Consider the following 18538-nt stretch of genomic DNA (forward strand, 5'->3'; position numbering starts at 1 on the left):
AGTAGGTCATCGTCAAGATTGAATTCCAGAAACCCTCTTCGCTTACGCGTTGAGGGTTTTTGTTTGTCTGGTGCCTGTAAAAACCAGCGTGAGAGCACGTTATTCAACATGTACTTCCGATCGACAGGCACAAAAAAACCACCGGCAAGGTGGTTTTTTATTTTCAGGGCAATCAATCCCCGCGGTATTCACATCCGCTGGTGCACGTCTCGTGAATACGAACGGCCGACAGTTCCGGCAGCAGAGGCTTCAACTCATTCCAGATCCATTTCGCGAGGTTTTCGCTGGTTGGATTCTCCAGGCCCGGGATGTCATTCAGGTAGTTATGATCAAGGCGTTCGTACAGCGGTTTGAAAATCGCCTTGATTTCCGAAAAGTCCCGGATCCAGCCGGTATGCGGGTCAACCTTTCCGGCCAGATGAATACCGACACGAAACGAATGGCCGTGCAGACGTCCACACTTGTGCCCCTCTGGAACGTGGGGGAGGCGGTGTGCTGACTCGAAGGTAAATTCTTTGAAGATTTCCACTGTGTATTGGCCCCGGAAAAATGGCGATCGCTGACGCGATAAATGCAATCTGCGAGTTTAACAGCAATGGCCTGAAACTCCATGCAAGGGTGAACCTGTCAGAGCGTTTGATGGCACTCGGCCAGATCTATTCAGTTTGAGTTAAGTTGTACCGGTTAAGGTGGGCGCCATAGAAGCACCGATCGTTATGGATACCCTCTATGAAAACGCTGACTACCCTGCTGGCGGCCCTCACATTGGTTTTGACGTCCTGTTTCATTCAGGCGTACGGCGTCGACCCGCAGGAAGTGCTGCGCCTCAGTGATGCAGGTACGCTTCATTCGGCTGAGACACTAGATGCCAAAGCGCTGAGCAAACACCCCGATGCCAGTATTATCGGCACGCAGTTCAAGAACATATACGGCAGGTACGTTTACAATGTCGAGCTGCGTGACAAACAGGGTATTGAGTGGGTCCTCGAAATAGACGCCGCCACGGGCCAGGTCTACAGGAATCATCAGGATAACTAATGAATGTCGACAAGCGTCTCTGTGTCATCCTTGGTTTGAGCCTGACCTGCTCTTTTGTGTATGCCAGAGATCTGAATCAGGATGAAGCGCTCAGTTTGCGTCAGCGCGGGGTCATCCTGCCTCTCGAACAGTTCATCGAGCGCGCGATGGGCCTTCATCCGGGCTCTCGTCTGCTCGAGGCCGAGCTAGAGGAAAAGAATAATGTGTACGTGTATGAGTTTGAATTGCTGACCCCTGAGGGCGTTGTCCGCGAGCTCAAGTTCGATGCGCGTGATAGCCGATTGCTGAAAGACGAGGACGATGACTGATGCGCCTGCTACTGGTTGAAGACCATGTTCCCCTTGCCGATGAGCTGCTCGCTGCGCTGGGGCGTCAAGGCTACGCGGTCGACTGGCTGGCCGACGGGCGCGATGCGGTTCATCAAGGCGCAAGCGAACCGTATGACCTGATCGTTCTGGATCTGGGGCTGCCTGGCATGCCAGGGCTTGAGGTTCTCCAGCAGTGGCGCAGCAAAGGTCTGGCGACCCCCGTGTTGATTCTGACCGCGCGCGGCTCCTGGTCAGAGCGCATAGAAGGCTTGAAGGCAGGTGCCGATGATTATCTGACCAAGCCTTTTCATCCTGAAGAACTGCAGCTGCGTATTCAGGCATTGCTGCGACGTTCGCACGGGCTGGCCAACCAGCCCACGCTGGAATCCGCCGGTCTTAATCTGGATGAAGGCCGTCAATGCGTCAGTCGGGACGGCGTGGATATCCAGCTCACCTCGGCAGAGTTTCGTCTGCTGCGTTATTTCATGTTGCACCCTGGACAGATTCTCTCGAAAAGCCATCTGTCAGAGCATTTGTACGATGGCGAAAACGAGCGTGATTCCAATGTCATCGAAGTCCATGTCAATCACCTGAGGCGCAAGTTGGGCCGCGCAGTCGTCGAGACACGCCGCGGTCAGGGCTATCTGTACGGCGGAGCCGGCGGTTGAAATCCATACAGCGACGTCTGAGTCTGGGGCTGATCGCCGTCATGGTCGTTGTCGGTCTGGTGATGGCGCAGACCAGTCTCTGGCTGTTCGAAGTGGGCCTGCAGCGCTACCTGGAGTCAGGTCTGCGCAACGAGAGTGAAAACCTGCTGGTAGCGCTGGTGCGAGGTCCTGCCGGGCTGCAACTGGATGACCATCGCCTGTCCGGTGCCTACCAGCGTCCACTGTCCGGCCATTACTTCCGGATGGACTTGCCGCAGGGGCACTGGCGCTCCCGTTCCCTGTGGGATTTCGAGTTGCCCCAGCCCGGGGTAGGTTTGCATGCCAATCTTGAGCTCGGCAAGACCGGGCAATCGCTGTTGATGCTGACCAGCGAATACCGCAAGTTCGGCAAAGAGGTTTCAATCACCGTCGCACAGGATTACACACCGGTCAGGGCGAGTTTTCGCCTCATGCAGCAGATCGGGCTGGGACTTGGGCTGGCCGCTCTGATCCTGGTGCTGGTATTGCAACGCATCACCGTGCGAAGAGCTCTTCGCCCGCTTGAAACCGTTCGCGAGCAGATTTTTCAGCTCCAGCAGGGCCAGCGTTCACAACTGGACAACCAGGTTCCCCTCGAACTCGAGCCGCTGGTGGCGCAGATCAACCACTTGCTTGCGCATACCGAAGACAGCCTGAAACGCTCACGTAACGCACTGGGTAATCTGGGACATGCCTTGAAGACACCGCTCGCGGTCTTGCTCAGCCTGGCCCTCAGCGGACAATTGGACGCCAACCCTGGATTGCGCAGGACCTTGCAGGAGCAGCTGGAAAATATCCGCCTGCGTCTGGAGCGCGAGCTCAATCGCGCACGTCTCTCCGGTGACGCTCTACCGGGAGCCCGCTTCGATTGTGACGCCGAACTGCCTGGGCTTTTCTCCACGCTGGGCATGATCCATGGTGCTCATCTCCAATTGATCAACGATGTCGAGGCGGGCATGTACCTGCCGTGGGATCGGGAGGACATTCTCGAGCTGCTCGGCAACCTGCTGGACAATGCCTGCAAATGGGCCGACAGCGAGGTGCGTCTGGACATTCTCAGTCAGGATCAGGGCTTCTGCCTGTTGGTGGATGACGATGGACCCGGTATTCCGGAGGCGCAACGCGCAGAAGTGTTCAGCCGTGGCGCTCGTCTTGACGAGCAGATTACCGGCCACGGGCTGGGGCTGGGTATCGTGCGCGATATCGTCGAGGCATGGGGCGGTCAACTGCAACTGCAGGAGAGCCCGGCAGGTGGGCTTCGGGTACGCATCGACCTGCCCGAGCGGACTGCCCCGTAGGGCGTCAGCCAGTATCGTTCAGCGTCTTCATACAAAAGGCAGGACAGGTCTTAATGTCCATCGGAGAGTGCCGATAACCTGATTGGGCACCTCTGACTTATAAAAATAACCATAAGGCCAATCCTATGCGTCTCAGTCTGAAAGCCAAGGTTCTGTCGCTGGCAGTCCTGCCGGTTCTGATGTTTGCGCTGGTGATCAGCGCTACGACCGTATTCATGCTGCATCGGCAGGCCGAGCGAGAGGTCAGCGATACGCGAGAGCGCTTGCTCAACGAGGCCAAGGCAACGTTGCAAAACTACGTTGCTATCGCCATGACCGCCATCAAACCACTTTACGATGCCGCCACGCCCGGCGACGACGCTGCGCGTGCCAACGCTATCAAGCTGCTTTCCTCGGTCAGTTACGGCAAGGATGGTTACATCTTTGGCTACGACTCTCAGGTGATCCGGATTTTCAGAAGCAACAGCCCTGACGGTGTGGGCAAAAGTTTTGCTGATGCCCGTGATGCGAACGGCGTCTATATCAATCGCGAGTTGGTGGCGGTCGGCAAGGCGGGCACCCACTATGTAATGTACTCGTCGGCACTGCCTGGCAAGACTGAACCGGTCCCCAAGATCGGCTATACGGATTATCTGCCGAAATGGGATCTGGTCATCGGCTCTGCCGTCAATATCGATGGCATCGATGCTCAGGTTGCCGTGGTCAGGCAGGGTGTCGAGGCACGCTTGAAGGAGATGCTCTACAGCATTCTCGGCATTACCGTTCTGGTCCTGGTCATTATCGGCATCATCGGAATAGTGCTGACAGGCACTTTGCTGCGCCCGCTCGGCCTGATGAAAAACAGTCTGGATGACATCGCGGCAGGTGAAGGCGATCTGACTCGTCGGCTGGTGATTACCAGCAATGACGAGCTCGGCGAGCTGGCAGGCTCGTTCAACAGGTTTGTCGACAAGATTCATGGCATGGTTCGTCAAATCAGTGAAATGACCGGGCAGCTCAATGGCCTGGTCGGCGAAGTCAGCTCGCAGGCACAGCGCTCGGAAACGGCCATGGACCGTCAGCGTCACGAAACCGATCAGGTGGCTACTGCAATCAATCAGATGTCGGCTGCTGCTCAAGAGGTTGCCAAGAGCGCGCAGGGTGCGTCCATTGCTGCTCAGCAGACCGACGAGCAAGGGCGAGCCGCCAAGCGTGTGGTGGATGGCAGCATTCGGCAGATTCACGCGCTGGTCGATGACATCCGCAAAAGCGGCTCTTCATTGGATGTCTTGCAGAAGGATGTTTCTTCCATTGTCAGTGTGCTGGGCGTCATCCGCTCGATCGCCGAACAGACCAACCTGCTGGCACTCAATGCTGCCATCGAGGCCGCCAGGGCAGGGGAGGCAGGACGCGGTTTTGCCGTGGTCGCCGACGAAGTACGGGCACTGGCCAGCCGGACACAGCAGAGCACGCAGGAGATCCAGGGCATGATCGATCGCTTGCAGCAGGGCACTCAGGAGGCGGTGACAGCCATGCGCCGTTCCAGCGAAGCAGGCGACGGCACCTCGGCGCAGGCCAACGAAGCCGGTACATCGCTGGTGAGCATCGGCGATCTGATCGCGACCATCAATTCGATGAACGCGCAAATCGCCAGTGCCGCAGAAGAGCAGACGGCGGTTGCCGAGGAAATCAATCGCAGCGTCCATCAGATCGCGGGTGCAGTCGAGAGTGTCGCCGATGAAACCCGGCAAAGCGCCCAGACATCACGCAGCCTGGCCGAACTCGGCGCACGCCTGGACGGTCTGGTCGGTCAGTTCAGGGTCTGATACCTCTCCGGCAGGGGTGTAAACCCCTGCCACAGCCTGTACCTGGCATCGCCGTCATATTGCCGTCATGGAAGATGGCACTCGTGCGCTCGTGTGCTGACTAAGCTCTAGACCGGGCGCGATGCGCGGTCTAATGACATGGACAGGACATGAACGAAACCACGCTGCAATACAAAACCCTCATTCTGCTACTGGTACTGGTGACCATTGCCTTCATATGGATTCTGCTGCCGTTTTATGGCGCAGTGTTTTGGGCGGTCATCCTCGGGATCATCTTCGCGCCTGTGCAGCGCAAGTTGCAGATCAAGTTCAACTGGTCACGCAATCTCACCTCCCTGTGCACCCTGACGATCTGTCTGGTCATCGCGATTCTGCCGGTGATCGTGATCAGCGCCTTGCTGGTTCAGGAGGGCACCACGCTGTACAAGAACGTCGAGACCGGGCAACTGGATATTGCCGGCTATCTGGCCGAGTTCAAGGACCTGCTGCCGCACTCCATTCAGGCGCTGCTTGATCGTCTGGGCATGGGCGACCTGGAAGGGTTGCGCGACAAGATCGCCAAGGGTGCGATGCAGGGCAGTCAGTACCTGGCGACGCAGGCATTCAGCTTTGGGCAGGGCACATTCGACTTTGTCGTCAGCGTCTTCATCATGCTCTACCTGCTGTACTTTTTCCTGCGCGACGGACAGGAACTGGTGCGCAAGATCCGCACGGCCTTCCCGTTGGGCGAACAGCAGAAGCGTCGTCTGCAGCTCAAGTTCACCCGAGTGGTACGTGCCACGGTCAAAGGCAACGTGGTGGTCGCGGTGACGCAAGGTGCGCTGGGTGGCTTCATCTTCTGGGTGCTGGACATCCCGAGTGCGCTGCTGTGGGCGGTGATCATGGCGTTCCTGTCGCTGTTGCCTGCGGTAGGGGCCGGGATTGTCTGGGCGCCAGTGGCGGTCTACTTCCTGCTCAGCGGCATGATCTGGCAAGGTGTAGTGCTGGGCTTGTTTGGCGTCTTCGTGATCGGTCTGGTGGATAACGTACTGCGCCCGATCCTGGTGGGCAAAGACACCAAAATGCCGGACTACCTGATCCTTATTTCCACGCTTGGCGGCATGTCGGTCTTTGGTCTGAACGGCTTTGTGATCGGACCTCTGGTGGCTGCGCTGTTCATATCCAGTTGGGGATTGTTCAGCGGCTCCGGCTCCAAGAAACCCGTGAGACTGCCAGGCTGACATTGGCAGGTCGCGTGGTCGACACAGACCCGCGCATGCCCCCTGCCATTTATCAGGCAGGGAGCATGCGCGGTTTTTTTCATGAGGACGAAACTCCCGGAGCAGGTCTCATTCTGAGCTTTTTGCCGCGATCGCAGCCGAGTCCATGAAGGCGGCCAGATCGGTATTGAAGCGCGATGCTTCTTCCAAAAATGGCGCGTGGCCTGAGTTTTCGTACACCTTCGATTGAATTCGAGGATTGAGCTGCCGAGCGCGTGCGATGCTGGGCTGAAGGTTGACCAGTTCATCCTTGCCGCCATACAGCATCAATACCGGCACCTTTGCCTTGGGCAGGCCTTCGGCCACATCGACAGTCATTGCAGGCGTAGCACGGGTCATCGCCCACGATGCCATCGCAGCACTCGACACCAGCCGCTCGAAAGTCGGTGCATCCGGCTGTGTGTGGAAGCACAGTCCGAGAAAGGTACGTACTGCATCAAGGTGGGTTTTCAGGTCCTCTGAACTCAGGCCGGCATATAGATGAGGGTGGGCTGTAATCAGGGCCGCGTTAAGCTCGATGACACCATCAACATACACAACGCCGCCGATCTTCGCGTCACCATAGGCGGCGAGGTAGTTGGACATGACCACGCCGCCCAATGACCAGCCGACCAATACCGGACGCTTGCTTGTGGTGGCTTCAAGTACCGCTGCCAGGTCGTCCGCATAGCGACGCCCGTTACGGTACGCCTCGACACTGTCGGGCTTGTCGGAAAGCCCGTGACCGCGCAGGTCATAGGTAATCATTCGGTAGCGCTGCAGTTGGGGGCTGGCGATCTGCTTTTGCCAATTGAGGCGACTGCCCAGCAGACCGTGAATGAAAATCAGGGCCGGGCCGTTCGGATCGCCTGATTCCTGCACAGCGAGTTTGACGCCGTCAGGGGCTGTGACGGTGTAGTGTTTGTCTACTGCCAGGGCCAGTGATGATAGTCCGGTCAGCAGCGCAGCAAGCAAAGTATTGCGCAGCAGGTGAACGAAGCGAATGTGATTCATGAGGCTATTTCCACGCGGTAGAAGTGATGGGCGCACTGTAGGTCGATGACGCAGGACGGTCTATGACGTAAGATCCTGATAATTGATTGATCGTCCTGAACTCGAAGTGGCCTCTCTCCATGCAAGCCCCATCAAATGACCCCATCAGCGAGCTGCTGCTCGGTATGCGTCTTTTCGGCGTTCAATTCCGCAGGCTGGAAGTTGTGCCGTCTCTGGGTGTTGGCTTCACTAACGCAATCGGACGAGCGCAGTTTCATTTCGTCGGGCGTGGGCCGGTCTGGCTACGCAGCGCTGAGAGCGTTCTGTACAGGCTCGATACCGGCGACGCGGTTCTTATTCCGCGCGGTGGGCACCACGCTGTGTTGACGGCCGAAGACACGGCTGCAAGCGATGTACAGCTGTTTGATCCGTCTACCGGCATCAGCGATGGCGTTCACGATCGGGCTGATGCCGAGGAGGGCGGAGCGGTTGATCGGGCGATTATCTTCAGCTGTTGTATGGAGTTGGAACTGGGCGGCATGCAGCCGCTTGTTGCCGCCATGCCGGATGTCATGCAGGTCAGTACTCTGCTGGAAACGTGCCCCGAGCTGCGGCCCATGCTCGCGGCAATGGAGCGTGAAGCCTTGATGCTACAGGCCGGGCACGCAGGCATTCTGGCACGTCTTGCTGAAGTCGTGGCCGCGCTGCTGGTGCGTGGCTGGGTCGCGGGTGGCTGTGGGAATGCCACAGGCTGGCTCGGTGCTTTGCAAGACCCTCGGCTGAGTCGCGCCATCGTCATGATGCACCAGCGTCCAGGTAGACGCTGGACGGTGGCCACGCTTGCCCATGAGGCCAGGCATTCCCGCTCTGTGTTCGCACAGCGCTTTCTCGAGGCAACGGGTATGCCGCCATTGCAGTACCTGACGGAGCTGAGAATGCGCCTGGCGTTTCACCGCCTGAGCCGCGAACACTGTTCTCTGGAGGCTGTTGCCAGTCAACTGGGCTACGGTTCATTGGCCGCCTTCAGCCGTGCATTCAAAAGAACGGTGGGCCTATCCCCAGGCGCTGTGCGTTCCGCGAAAAGCGTTGCCGGGTAGCCGTTCCAGCCGTTTTCGGAGATAAAAAAAAGCCCTGCTCAAGAGCAGGGCTTTGCGTTTGCGCAGGATCAGCCTGCTACGTGCAGACCGGCATTGACCACCAGATCGAGCAGCGGTTGCGGGTAAACACCCAGCACGAAGGTCAGGATCGCAACGGCCAGCAGCATCACACCACCTGTGCGCTGAGCCCAGTTGATGGCTGCGTCGTGGCGAGGAAGCTTGTTGTCGACCAGATACATGGTGACCATCACACGCAGGTAATAGAACACGCCGATGGCACTACCGATGACCAACGCCCCGATCAGCCACCACAGCTGCGATTCGACACCGGTGGCGATGATATAGAACTTGCCGATGAAACCAGCGGTAAGCGGGATACCTGCCAGCGACAGCATCATCAGGGTCATGACTGCCGTCAGGTAAGGGCGACGCCAGAACAGACCGCGGTATTCGAACATCGCGTCGGCATCACGTCCGCTGTAAGGCGAAGACATCATGGTGATCACGCCGAAGCTGCCCAGCGAGGTCAGGACGTAAGTTGCCAGATAGACACCAATCGCCTCGACCGCCATGCCTTTGCTGGCCACCAGCGCAATCATCAGGTAACCGAAGTGAGCGATGGAGGAGTAGCCCAGCAGACGCTTGAGGTTGGTCTGAGTCAGCGCAAGCAGGTTGCCGACCAGGATCGACGCTACGGCGATGACTGCCAGTACGTCATGCAGGACACCGCTGCTGGCTGCCGGTGAAATCTGGAACAGACGCACCAGTACCGCAAATACCGCCACCTTGCTGGCGGTTGCCAGGAAGGCCGCGACCGGCGCAGGGGCGCCTTCGTAAACGTCCGGGGTCCACAGGTGGAAAGGTACCAGTGACAACTTGAAGGCCAGGCCGACGACCATCATGCCCAGACCCAGGCTGGCAATCGGGCTCGGCATACCGGTCGCTGCGATGGCCTTGCCGATACCGTCGAAGCTCAGCGAACCTGCCTCTGCGTACAGCAGCGCCATACCGAAGAGCAGGAACGCGGACCCTGCGGCCGACAGGACCATGTACTTGATGCCACCTTCCAGCGAGCGCTTGTTGAAGAAGGCATAAGCCACCAGCCCGTAGACCGGCACCGACAGCAGTTCCAGGCCGATGAACAGGCCCGCCAGATGCTGAGCGCTGACCAGAACCAGCCCACCGGCGGCTGCCAGCAGGATCAGCAGGTAAAGCTCTTCGCGATTGCCCGGATACCCGGCCTTGCCGTCACCCAGATAGGCGTGCGCCATGGTCACGCAAGCGAGGGTAGAGGCGAGGATGATCGCCATGTACAGGCAGGCAAAGTTGTCGATATGCAGCAGTGGCGTCACGACCAGAGGGGCAACTTTCAGTGCTGGATAGATCGACAGCAGGGCCAGGTTGAGGCCTGCTACCGAAAGCAGGAACGTTTGCGAGTGATTGCGGCGCCATGCGATCGCCAGCATCACCACGACAATGGTGAGGCTGGTGATCAGCAGTGGCGCAAGCGCAATAAAGTGTTGAATCGTCAGGTCCATAGCGCTCTTACCGGGCCGAAGCGAGTTGAGTGAAGGCAGTGCCTAGCCATTGCTGCACGCCGTGCATGGTCGCTGCCGAAGTGTCGAGGAACGGCTGCGGGAACACCCCGAGCACGACCAGCAACACGGCAAGGCCCAGCACCATGATCATTTCCCGTCCGTCCATGCCCTTCAGAACCTCGTCGGACTTCGACGGGCCGAAGTAGGCGCGGTGGATCATGATCAGCGAGTAGACAGAACCAAATACCAGACCGGAGGTGGCGATCGCCGTGATCCATGGTGAGCTGGCGAAGCTGCCCAGCAGAATCAGGAACTCGCCGACGAAGTTGCCAGTGCCCGGCAGACCCAGAGAGGCGGCGGCAAAGAACAGGCTGATGGCCGGGATGTAAGCGATGCGTGACCACAGGCCGCCCATCTCACGCATGTCGCGGGTGTGCAGGCGCTCGTACAGCTGACCACTGAGAATGAACAGTGCCGCAGCCGACAGACCGTGGGCAATCATCTGGATCAGTACGCCTTGCAGCGCTTGCTGGCTGCCCGAGTAGATACCGATCAGTACGAAGCCCATGTGCGAAACGCTGGAGAACGCGATCAGGCGCTTGATATCAGTCTGGGCAAATGCCAGGAATGCGCCGTAGAAGATACCGACCAGCCCCAGCGTCATGGCAATCGGTGCGAACTCGGCCGATGCGTTGGGGAACAGCGGCAGGGCAAAGCGCAGCAGACCGTAAGCCGCCGTCTTCAGCAGGATACCCGCCAGGTCGACGGAGCCTGCAGTCGGTGCCTGGGCATGCGCATCCGGCAGCCAGGAGTGCAACGGCACCACCGGCAGCTTGACGGCGAAGGCAATGAAGAAGCCCAGCATCAGGATGTACTCGGTGCCCGGTGCCAGTTTGGTCTTCAGCAGGTCGGCGTAGGCAAAGGTGATCACGCCGGTCTGATTGAAGTGCACCAGCACCAGACCCAGGATCGCCACCAGCATGATCAGGCCACTGGCCTGAGTGAAGATGAAGAACTTGGTGGCTGCGTAGATACGGGTTTTCTTCCCATCCGAAGAACTGTGACCCCAGAGCGCGATGAGGAAATACATCGGCACCAGCATCATTTCCCAGAAGAAGAAGAACATGAACAGGTCGATGGCCAGGAACACGCCGACGACACCGCCCAGGATCCACATCAGGTTAAGGTGGAAGAAACCGACCTTGCGCTGGATTTCCTTCCACGAGCACAGCACCGACAGCACACCCAGAAGGCCGGTCAGCAGGATCATCAGCAGCGACAGGCCATCGAGTGCCAGATGCACGTCGATGCCGAAGCGGGTGATCCATGGGTGGTGGAATTCCAGGGTCCAGGTCGGATCGGCACCCGGCACCGGCGCGTAGCCGAAGTCGCCGGTAGCCCACAGCCAGAGGCCGAGAACCAGTTCCAGGGTCATTGTCAGCAACGCAATCCAGCGCGGCAGGGTAGAGCCGAAGCGCTCACCCAGCCAGCACAGCAGGCCGCCGATGAAGGGGATCAGGATTAGCCAGGGCAGAATCATGACGGGCTCAATTCCTTTCGCAAATTCGCAAGGTTCATATCAGATCGCAACCAGAACGACGGCACCGAGTACCAGAACGGCACCCACGGCGATCGAGGCAGCATACCAACGCAACTGGCCGGTCTCGGTGCGGCTCATGGTGTCATGACCGCCTTTGACCAGACGTGGGATCAAGCCGATGGTGCGGTCGAACGGATCACTACGCAGTACATGGCTGATTGCCAGATACGGCTTGACGAACAGCTTGTCGTAGATCCAGTCGAAGCCCCATGCCGCGAACCACCAGGCCGAGAGGAAACGGCCCGGAGCGCTGTTGGCGATAGCCGTCGCCAGGCGGCGCTTGCCGAGGAACAGCAAGGCTGCCAGCAGGATACCGGCCAGCGCGATGGCGCCGGAGGCGATCTCCAGGCTGTGCTTGGCTTCGCCACCGGCATGGCCGACGCTCTGCGGCAGCACACCGGCCAGGGGCGGAGTGATCCACGCGCCGATGAACGTCGACAGTACGATCAGCACCGACAGTGGCAGCCAGTGAGCGATACCGTGACCTGCGTGTGCTTCGGTCTTGGCTTCACCGTGGAACGCGATGAAGATCAGACGGAAGGTGTACAGCGACGTCATGAACGCGCCCACCAGACCGGCATACAACAAGCCATTGTTACCGCTGGCAAATGCTTCCCAGAGAATTTCGTCCTTGGAGTAGAAGCCCGCCGTCAGCAGCGGCAGGGCGGAAAGAGCAGCGCCACCGACGATGAAGCTGGCGTAGGCCAATGGCAGTTTCTTCCACAGGCCGCCCATCTTGAAGATGTTCTGCTCGTGGTGGCAGGCAACGATCACCGCACCGGAAGCAAGGAACAGCAGCGCCTTGAAGAAGGCGTGGGTCATCAGGTGGAAGATCGCGCCTTCCCAGGCGCCAACGCCCAGTGCCAGGAACATGTAACCGATCTGGCTCATGGTCGAGTAGGCGAGGATACGCTTGATGTCGGTCTGCACCAGTGCGGCGAACCCCGCCAGAACCAGCGTGACGCCGCCGACAATGCCGACCAGATGCAGGATGTCAGGTGCCAGTGCGAACAGGCCATGAGTACGCGCAATCAGGTAGACGCCCGCCGTGACCATGGTCGCTGCGTGGATCAGCGCCGAAACAGGAGTAGGACCGGCCATCGCATCCGCCAGCCAGGTTTGCAGTGGCAGCTGTGCAGATTTACCGACCGCACCGCCCAACAGCATCAAGGTCGCCAGCACGATCCAGAAATCGCCGACCTTGAAGTGTTCCGGCGCCCGGACCAGCAGTTCCTGCACATTGAGCGTGCCCAATTGCTGGAACAGGATGAACAAGCCGATAGCCATGAACACGTCACCGATACGGGTGACGATGAACGCTTTGAGGGCTGCGTTGCCGTTGTTGCGGTTGCTGTAATAGAAACCGATCAACAGATAGCTGCACAGGCCCACGCCTTCCCAACCGAAGTAGATGAACAGCAGGTTGTCGCCCAGGATCAGGAACAGCATGCTGGCAATGAACAGGTTGGTGTAGGAGAAGAAGCGCGAGTAGCCCGCTTCACCGCGCATGTACCAGGACGCGAACAGGTGGATCAGGAAGCCGACACCAACCACGACGCCCAGCATCGTGACGGACAGCCCGTCCAGATACAGCGCGAAGTTGGGCTGGAAGCCATCGACGTCCATCCAGCGCCACAGCACCTGCGTGTAGTGACCGCCTTCAGGTGGTGCCACGTTGAACTGCCAGATGACCCAGGCCGTGACGATGGCTGAAAGGCCGATGGAGCCGACACCGATCAGCGCAGCGAGGTTTTCCGAGATGCGTCCACGGGAGAACGACAGCAGCAGAAAGCCGATGAGGGGGAATACGAAAGTCAGAAAGAGAAGGTTCATCCGCGCATCTCGCTGGCAGCATCGATATCGAGAGTGTGGAAGCGGCGATACAGTTGCATCAGGATCGCCAGGCCGATACTGGCCTCGGCTGCCGCAAGGCTGATCACCAGGATGAACATCACCTGCCCGTCCGGTTGCCCCCAACGGCTGCCGGCCACAACGAACGCCAGTGCAGCGGCGTTCATCATGATTTCCAGGCTCATCAACACGAAGAGAATGTTACGGCGCACCATCAGGCCGACCAGACCCAGGCAGAACAGGACCCCGGCGACCGCCAGACCGTGCTCAAGAGGGATAGCATTCATTGGCTTGGCTCCTTGGCCTCGTTGCGGCCCAGATGGAAGGCCGTGATGGCTGCTGCAAGCAACAGCATCGAGGCGAGTTCCACCACCAGCAGATAGGGCCCGAACAGGCTGATGCCGACTGCCTTGGCGTCGACCGTGGTGTGACCGACACCAGCGCCGGTCGGGTTGGCGAACAGCACATACAGCAACTCGGCCAGCAACAGCGCGCCGAGAATGACCGGGCCGATCCATATGCCGGGTTTGAGCCAGGCACGTTCCTGCTGAACCGAGGCCGGGCCGAGGTTCAGCATCATCACCACAAACACGAACAGGACCATGATTGCGCCCGCGTAGGCAATGACTTCCAGCACGCCGGCGAACGGAGCGCCGAGGCTGAAGAACGTCATTGCTACGGCGATCAGCGAGATGATCAGGTAGAGCAGGGCGTGCACCGGATTCGTGTTGGTGATCACCCGTAGGGTGGACACAACAGCGATACCGGATGCGAAGTAGAAAGCGAATTCCATCTTTACTTCCTTAAGGCAGCAAGCTCTTGACGTTGATCGGCTCGGCTTCGTTCTGTGCGGAGCCCTTGGGCTTGCCGCCGATGGCCATACCGGCAACGCGATAGAAGTTGTAGTCAGGGTTCTTGCCGGGTCCGGAGATCAGCAGGTCTTCCTTCTCGTACACCAGATCCTGACGCTTGAAGTCGGCCATCTCGAAGTCCGGCGTGAGCTGGATCGCGGTTGTCGGGCAGGCTTCTTCGCACAGGCCGCAGAAGATGCAGCGCGAAAAGTTGATGCGGAAGAAGTCGGGGTACCAGCGTCCGTCCTCTGTTTCGGCCTTCTGCAGCGAAATGCAGCCGACGGGGCAGGCTACTGCACACAGGTTGCATGCCACGCAGCGCTCTTCACCATCGGGGTCGCGGGTCAGGACGATGCGGCCGCGATAGCGGGGCGGAAGATAAACCTGCTCTTCGGGGTATTGCAGGGTGTCGCGCTTGCGAAAGCCGTGGCCGAAGACCATGACCAGGCTGCGCAACTGGGTACCCGTACCCTTAACGATGTCACCAATATATTTGAACATGGGTCAAATCCTCACTGAACCGAGCCTGCCGGTGTGTTCAACAACACAATCGCAGCAGTCACCAGCAAATTGATCAGGGTCAGCGGCAAACAGAACTTCCAGCTGAAATCCATGACCTGGTCATAACGCGGGCGCGGGATGGAGGCGCGCAGCAGGATGAACAGCATGATGAAAAACGCGGTTTTCAAGGCGAACCAGAAGAATGCCAGCGATGGCAGAATGTCGAACGGGCCGTGCCAGCCACCGAAGAACAGCGTCACCAGCAGCGCCGAGATCAAGATGATCCCGATGTATTCGCCCACGAAGAACATGCCCCATTTCATGCCGGCATATTCAATGTGGTAGCCGTCAGCCAGTTCCTGCTCGGCTTCCGGTTGGTCGAACGGATGGCGGTGAGTGACCGCGACGCCAGCGATGAAGAACGTACAGAAGCCGAAGAACTGCGGAATGATGAACCACAGGTTCTGCGCCTGATATTCAACAATGTCGCGCATATTGAACGAGCCGACCTGAACCACGATGCCCATCAGCGCAAGGCCCATGAACACTTCGTAGGACACGGTTTGTGCCGAAGCACGCAGGCTGCCCAGCAGGGCGAACTTGTTGTTGCTCGACCAGCCGGCGAACAGCACCGCATATACGGACAGACCGGCCATGGCGAAGAAGAACAACAGGCCGATGTTCAGATCCGCGACGCCCCAGGTCGGGGTGATCGGGATGACCGCAAAGGCGATCAGCAGGGCACTCATGGCAACCACCGGCGCCAGGGTGAAGATCACCTTGTCGGCGAACGGTGGGGTCCAGTCTTCCTTGAAGAACATCTTCAGCATGTCGGCTGCGATCTGGAACATGCCGAACGGACCCACACGGTTCGGACCATAACGGTCCTGCCACCAACCCAGCAGACGACGTTCGATGAAGCTCAGCAGGGCACCACAAACCACGACCGCCAGCAACACCACAATGGCCTTGACCACTGCAATGATTGCGTCGATCACATCAGGGGTAAACCAGGTCATTGCGCTGCCTCCTGCAGACCGTCAACGGATTTGCCGAAGAGTGCTGGCGGAATGCCAGGCAGTCCTGCCGGCAATGCCACAAGGCCTGCGCCCAGTTCTTCGCTGATGCGCAACGGCAAGGTCAGCGTTTCACCGCCGATGCTCAAGGAGAGCAGGGCACCGTCGTTGACGCCGAGACGATCGGCTTCGGACTTGGCCACTGCGACATAGGCCTGCGGGATGCGTTCCTGAACCGGCGCGGCCAGAGACGAGGTTTCGTCGCTGCCGAACAGGTGGAAGAACGGCACGACCTGCCAGGTGCCGCGCTCTGGAGAGAACGCACGTGGCACGCTGGAGAACCACGACAGACCATCGCCCTGGCTTTCGATCAGGCGAGTGCCCGGGTCGCCGGCGCGCAAGTGACCGCCGACTTCGTCCTGAAACTTGTTCCAGGCCTGCGGCGAGTTCCAGCCCGGCGACCAGGCGAATGGCACCTGCTGACGAGGCTCTGCCGAGCCCGAGTAGCCTTCCATGGAGAAGGAGAACGCTGTGTCGATGTCTTGCGAGGTGCGCGGCTCATGCACGCTGATATTGGCTCGCATCGCGGTACGGCCGCTATAACGCAGCGGTTCGCGAGCCAGTTTCAGGCCCTTGATGCGGAACGACGCAGACGGCGCGGCGTTGACGATACCCGCCAGTTGCGGGGTGCTGCTGGCGCAGGCCTCGGTGACGTGGTCGAGTTGCGTCCAGTCAACCGGCCTGTTCAGCAAGGTGGCACGCAGGGCATGCAACCAGCGCCAGCCTTCGTGGACCAGAATGCTCGCATCCAGATAGGTCGGATCGAAGACCTGGAAGAAGCGTTGGGCACGGCCTTCCTGGCTGACCAGTGTGCCGTCGCCTTCAGCGAAGCTGGCAACTGGCAGGATCAGGTGGGCGCGGTCGCTGGTCGGGGTTTTCTGATGGTCAGCGACGATCACGACCTTCGCAGCGCTCAGTGCGGCGTCGACGATCTTGGCGTCCACACGACGATACAAATCGTTCTCCAGCACCACGATGGCGTCGGCCTTGCCAGAGATCACCGCTTGCAGCGCGGCATCTACGGACTCGCCGCCGAACATCGCCAGGCCCATGCTGTTGGCTTCAGGCACGATCAGGCTGATGGAACCCTGCTTGTCGCGCAGCTTCAAGGCCTTGGCGATGTTGGCAGCAGCTTCGATCAGCGCTGTCGAACCCAGCGAACTGCCGGAAATGATCAGCGGTCGTTTGGCAGCCAGCAGCGCATCGGCAATGCGTTGCGCCAGTTCCAGCGCCTCGCTGTCCAAACCATCGACGGCAGGTGCGCTGGCGTCCAGGGCATGAGCCACGGCAAAACCGATACGCGCAAGATCATCGGGCGCTGCATGCACGCATTCTTCTGCAACATCGTCGAGACGGGTTTCGGCGAGGCTGGCGATGAACAGCGGATTGAGCTCGTGCTGACCGATGTTCTTCACAGCCGCGTCGAGCCACGGCTGGACTTTCATCGCCGCAGCCATGTCTTCAGCCTTGCCTTTGACGGCTTGGCGCAAGCCCAGAGCCATACGTGCCGCCGTCTGGGTCAGGTCCTCGCCGAGGACGAAGATGGCATCGTGATCTTCGATGTCGCGCAGGGTCGGGATCGGCAGCGGGCTGTCGTTCAGGACCTTGAGGATGAGTCTGATACGCTCCAGCTCACCGGCTTCGATACCGCTGTAGAAATGCTCGGCCCCCACCAGCTCACGCAGCGCATAGTTGCTTTCGAGGCTGGCGCGAGGAGAGCCGATACCGACGATGTTACGGCCGCGCAGCAGGTCCGCCGCCTTGTCCAGCGCCTCGTCCAGGCTCAGTTTGACCTGGCCGTCGACAAGCAATGGTTGGCGCGGGCGATCCTTGCGATTGACGTAGCCGTAGCCGAAACGTCCGCGGTCGCAGAGGAAGTACTGGTTGACCGAGCCGTTGTAACGGTTTTCGATGCGGCGCAATTCACCGTAGCGTTCACCCGGGCTGATGTTGCAGCCGCTGGAGCAACCGTGGCAGATGCTTGGTGAGAACTGCATGTCCCACTTGCGGTTGTAGCGCTCAGAGTGGGTCTTGTCCGTGAACACACCGGTCGGGCAGACCTCGGTGAGGTTGCCGGAGAACTCGCTTTCCAGCGTGCCGTCTTCAACGCGACCGAAGTACACGTTGTCATGGGCACCGTAGACGCCCAGGTCGGTGCCGCCCGCGTAGTCTTTATAAAAGCGTACACAGCGATAACAGGCGATGCAGCGGTTCATCTCGTGCGCGATGAAAGGCCCCAGCTCCTGATTCTGGTGGGTACGTTTGGTGAAGCGATAACGGCGCTCGTTGTGGCCGGTCATCACGGTCATGTCCTGCAGGTGGCAGTGACCGCCTTCCTCGCAGACCGGGCAGTCATGCGGGTGGTTGGTCATCAGCCATTCGACGACACTGGCCCGGAAGGCCTTGGACTCATCGTCTTCGATGGAAATCCAGGTGTTGTCGGTGGCTGGTGTCATGCAGGACATGACGATACGACCGCGTGTGTCGTTCTCGTCGGTGTACTGCTTGACCGCGCACTGGCGACAGGCGCCGACGCTACCAAGGGCAGGGTGCCAGCAGAAATAAGGGATATCGAGGCCCAGCGACAGACATGCCTGTAACAGGTTGTCTGCACCATCGACTTCGAGCGCTTTGCCGTCTACGTGAATAGTAGCCATG

Annotated in this window: 17 protein-coding genes; 7 read left to right on the plus strand and 10 right to left on the minus strand. The window is 59.4% G+C overall.

Translation table 11 applies throughout. The annotated features are described in order from the left end of the window. Positions 1-172: 172 nt before the first annotated feature. Positions 173-529 (minus strand): 6-carboxytetrahydropterin synthase QueD, encoded by a 357-nt coding sequence (gene queD, locus ACW55A_RS18610; protein WP_003317991.1) that lies wholly within the window; start codon positions 527-529, stop codon positions 173-175. Positions 530-729: 200 nt separating this feature from the next. Here queD and ACW55A_RS18615 point away from each other — a divergent pair, with 200 nt between their 5' ends. From ACW55A_RS18615 to ACW55A_RS18640, 6 genes are all read left to right on the plus strand, one after another. Next, a complete protein-coding gene (locus tag ACW55A_RS18615) occupies positions 730-1038 on the plus strand; it encodes a PepSY domain-containing protein (RefSeq protein ID WP_003371699.1) in 309 nt (102 codons plus the stop codon). After that, a complete protein-coding gene (locus tag ACW55A_RS18620; protein ID WP_003317989.1) occupies positions 1038-1346 on the plus strand; it encodes a PepSY domain-containing protein in 309 nt (102 codons plus the stop codon). Before ACW55A_RS18615 ends, ACW55A_RS18620 begins: the two co-directional genes overlap by 1 nt. Next, positions 1346-2014, plus strand: a complete 669-nt coding sequence (locus ACW55A_RS18625; RefSeq protein WP_003349419.1) for a response regulator transcription factor — start codon at positions 1346-1348, stop codon at positions 2012-2014. The genes ACW55A_RS18620 and ACW55A_RS18625 overlap by 1 nt, the downstream gene beginning before the upstream one ends. Continuing rightward, the gene (locus tag ACW55A_RS18630; protein WP_003436032.1) at positions 2011-3330 is read left to right on the plus strand and encodes a sensor histidine kinase; all 1320 of its coding nucleotides are present in this window, start codon (positions 2011-2013) and stop codon (positions 3328-3330) included. The genes ACW55A_RS18625 and ACW55A_RS18630 overlap by 4 nt, the downstream gene beginning before the upstream one ends. A 125-nt stretch (positions 3331-3455) precedes the next feature. Next, positions 3456-5135, plus strand: coding sequence for a methyl-accepting chemotaxis protein CtpM (ctpM, locus tag ACW55A_RS18635; protein WP_498811109.1), 1680 nt, complete (start codon positions 3456-3458; stop codon positions 5133-5135). Positions 5136-5284: 149 nt separating this feature from the next. Continuing rightward, entirely contained in the window at positions 5285-6355 is a 1071-nt protein-coding gene (locus ACW55A_RS18640) for an AI-2E family transporter (RefSeq protein WP_003371712.1), read from the plus strand. 108 nt (positions 6356-6463) lie between these two features. On the opposite strand, the gene ACW55A_RS18645 is transcribed toward ACW55A_RS18640, so the two are convergent. Beyond that, complete coding sequence (locus ACW55A_RS18645; protein WP_498811110.1) at positions 6464-7387, minus strand: alpha/beta fold hydrolase; 924 nt, start codon at positions 7385-7387, stop codon at positions 6464-6466. 119 nt (positions 7388-7506) lie between these two features. Between ACW55A_RS18645 and ACW55A_RS18650 the strand changes: the two genes are divergently transcribed. Further along, complete coding sequence (locus ACW55A_RS18650) at positions 7507-8463, plus strand: AraC family transcriptional regulator (protein WP_096105226.1); 957 nt, start codon at positions 7507-7509, stop codon at positions 8461-8463. 68 nt (positions 8464-8531) lie between these two features. Here the strand turns inward: ACW55A_RS18650 and nuoN are convergent, their stop codons facing one another. From nuoN to nuoG, 8 genes are read right to left on the minus strand one after another with little or no spacing between them, the layout of a single operon-like run. Then, positions 8532-10001, minus strand: coding sequence for an NADH-quinone oxidoreductase subunit NuoN (gene nuoN / locus ACW55A_RS18655; RefSeq protein ID WP_003371717.1), 1470 nt, complete (start codon positions 9999-10001; stop codon positions 8532-8534). A 7-nt stretch (positions 10002-10008) separates the two neighbouring features. Beyond that, entirely contained in the window at positions 10009-11541 is a 1533-nt protein-coding gene (gene nuoM / locus ACW55A_RS18660; RefSeq protein ID WP_060707968.1) for an NADH-quinone oxidoreductase subunit M, read from the minus strand. 39 nt (positions 11542-11580) lie between these two features. Further along, positions 11581-13434 carry an NADH-quinone oxidoreductase subunit L gene (nuoL, locus tag ACW55A_RS18665; protein WP_024663375.1) on the minus strand — a complete coding sequence of 618 codons (1854 nt, stop codon included), beginning with the start codon at positions 13432-13434 and terminating at the stop codon, positions 11581-11583. Beyond that, positions 13431-13739 carry an NADH-quinone oxidoreductase subunit NuoK gene (gene nuoK / locus ACW55A_RS18670; protein WP_003317980.1) on the minus strand — a complete coding sequence of 103 codons (309 nt, stop codon included), beginning with the start codon at positions 13737-13739 and terminating at the stop codon, positions 13431-13433. Before nuoK ends, nuoL begins: the two co-directional genes overlap by 4 nt. Continuing rightward, positions 13736-14245, minus strand: a complete 510-nt coding sequence (nuoJ, locus tag ACW55A_RS18675; RefSeq protein WP_003317979.1) for an NADH-quinone oxidoreductase subunit J — start codon at positions 14243-14245, stop codon at positions 13736-13738. Before nuoJ ends, nuoK begins: the two co-directional genes overlap by 4 nt. 10 nt (positions 14246-14255) lie before the next feature. Next, the gene (gene nuoI, locus ACW55A_RS18680; protein ID WP_002554018.1) at positions 14256-14804 is read right to left on the minus strand and encodes an NADH-quinone oxidoreductase subunit NuoI; all 549 of its coding nucleotides are present in this window, start codon (positions 14802-14804) and stop codon (positions 14256-14258) included. A gap of 11 nt (positions 14805-14815) precedes the next feature. After that, positions 14816-15823, minus strand: coding sequence for an NADH-quinone oxidoreductase subunit NuoH (gene nuoH / locus ACW55A_RS18685; RefSeq protein WP_003371726.1), 1008 nt, complete (start codon positions 15821-15823; stop codon positions 14816-14818). Continuing rightward, positions 15820-18537, minus strand: a complete 2718-nt coding sequence (nuoG, locus tag ACW55A_RS18690; protein ID WP_455808623.1) for an NADH-quinone oxidoreductase subunit NuoG — start codon at positions 18535-18537, stop codon at positions 15820-15822. The genes nuoH and nuoG overlap by 4 nt, the downstream gene beginning before the upstream one ends. Position 18538: the final 1 nt, after the last annotated feature.

Source organism: Plantibacter cousiniae (nom. nud.), from assembly GCF_977070315.1.

What these genes read in the sequence shown, in the direction of transcription:
- ACW55A_RS18615 (WP_003371699.1), top strand. Translation starts at nt 730, where the DNA reads ATGAAAACGCTGACTACCCTGCTGGCGGCCCTCACATTGGTTTTGACG.
- ACW55A_RS18620 (WP_003317989.1), top strand. Translation starts at nt 1,038, where the DNA reads ATGAATGTCGACAAGCGTCTCTGTGTCATCCTTGGTTTGAGCCTGACC.
- ACW55A_RS18625 (WP_003349419.1), top strand. Translation starts at nt 1,346, where the DNA reads ATGCGCCTGCTACTGGTTGAAGACCATGTTCCCCTTGCCGATGAGCTG.
- ctpM (WP_498811109.1), top strand. Translation starts at nt 3,456, where the DNA reads ATGCGTCTCAGTCTGAAAGCCAAGGTTCTGTCGCTGGCAGTCCTGCCG.
- ACW55A_RS18640 (WP_003371712.1), top strand. Translation starts at nt 5,285, where the DNA reads ATGAACGAAACCACGCTGCAATACAAAACCCTCATTCTGCTACTGGTA.
- ACW55A_RS18645 (WP_498811110.1), bottom strand. Translation starts at nt 7,387, where the DNA reads ATGAATCACATTCGCTTCGTTCACCTGCTGCGCAATACTTTGCTTGCT.
- ACW55A_RS18650 (WP_096105226.1), top strand. Translation starts at nt 7,507, where the DNA reads ATGCAAGCCCCATCAAATGACCCCATCAGCGAGCTGCTGCTCGGTATG.
- nuoN (WP_003371717.1), bottom strand. Translation starts at nt 10,001, where the DNA reads ATGGACCTGACGATTCAACACTTTATTGCGCTTGCGCCACTGCTGATC.
- nuoM (WP_060707968.1), bottom strand. Translation starts at nt 11,541, where the DNA reads ATGATTCTGCCCTGGCTAATCCTGATCCCCTTCATCGGCGGCCTGCTG.
- nuoL (WP_024663375.1), bottom strand. Translation starts at nt 13,434, where the DNA reads ATGAACCTTCTCTTTCTGACTTTCGTATTCCCCCTCATCGGCTTTCTG.
- nuoK (WP_003317980.1), bottom strand. Translation starts at nt 13,739, where the DNA reads ATGAATGCTATCCCTCTTGAGCACGGTCTGGCGGTCGCCGGGGTCCTG.
- nuoJ (WP_003317979.1), bottom strand. Translation starts at nt 14,245, where the DNA reads ATGGAATTCGCTTTCTACTTCGCATCCGGTATCGCTGTTGTGTCCACC.
- nuoI (WP_002554018.1), bottom strand. Translation starts at nt 14,804, where the DNA reads ATGTTCAAATATATTGGTGACATCGTTAAGGGTACGGGTACCCAGTTG.
- nuoH (WP_003371726.1), bottom strand. Translation starts at nt 15,823, where the DNA reads ATGACCTGGTTTACCCCTGATGTGATCGACGCAATCATTGCAGTGGTC.
- nuoG (WP_455808623.1), bottom strand. Translation starts at nt 18,537, where the DNA reads ATGGCTACTATTCACGTAGACGGCAAAGCGCTCGAAGTCGATGGTGCA.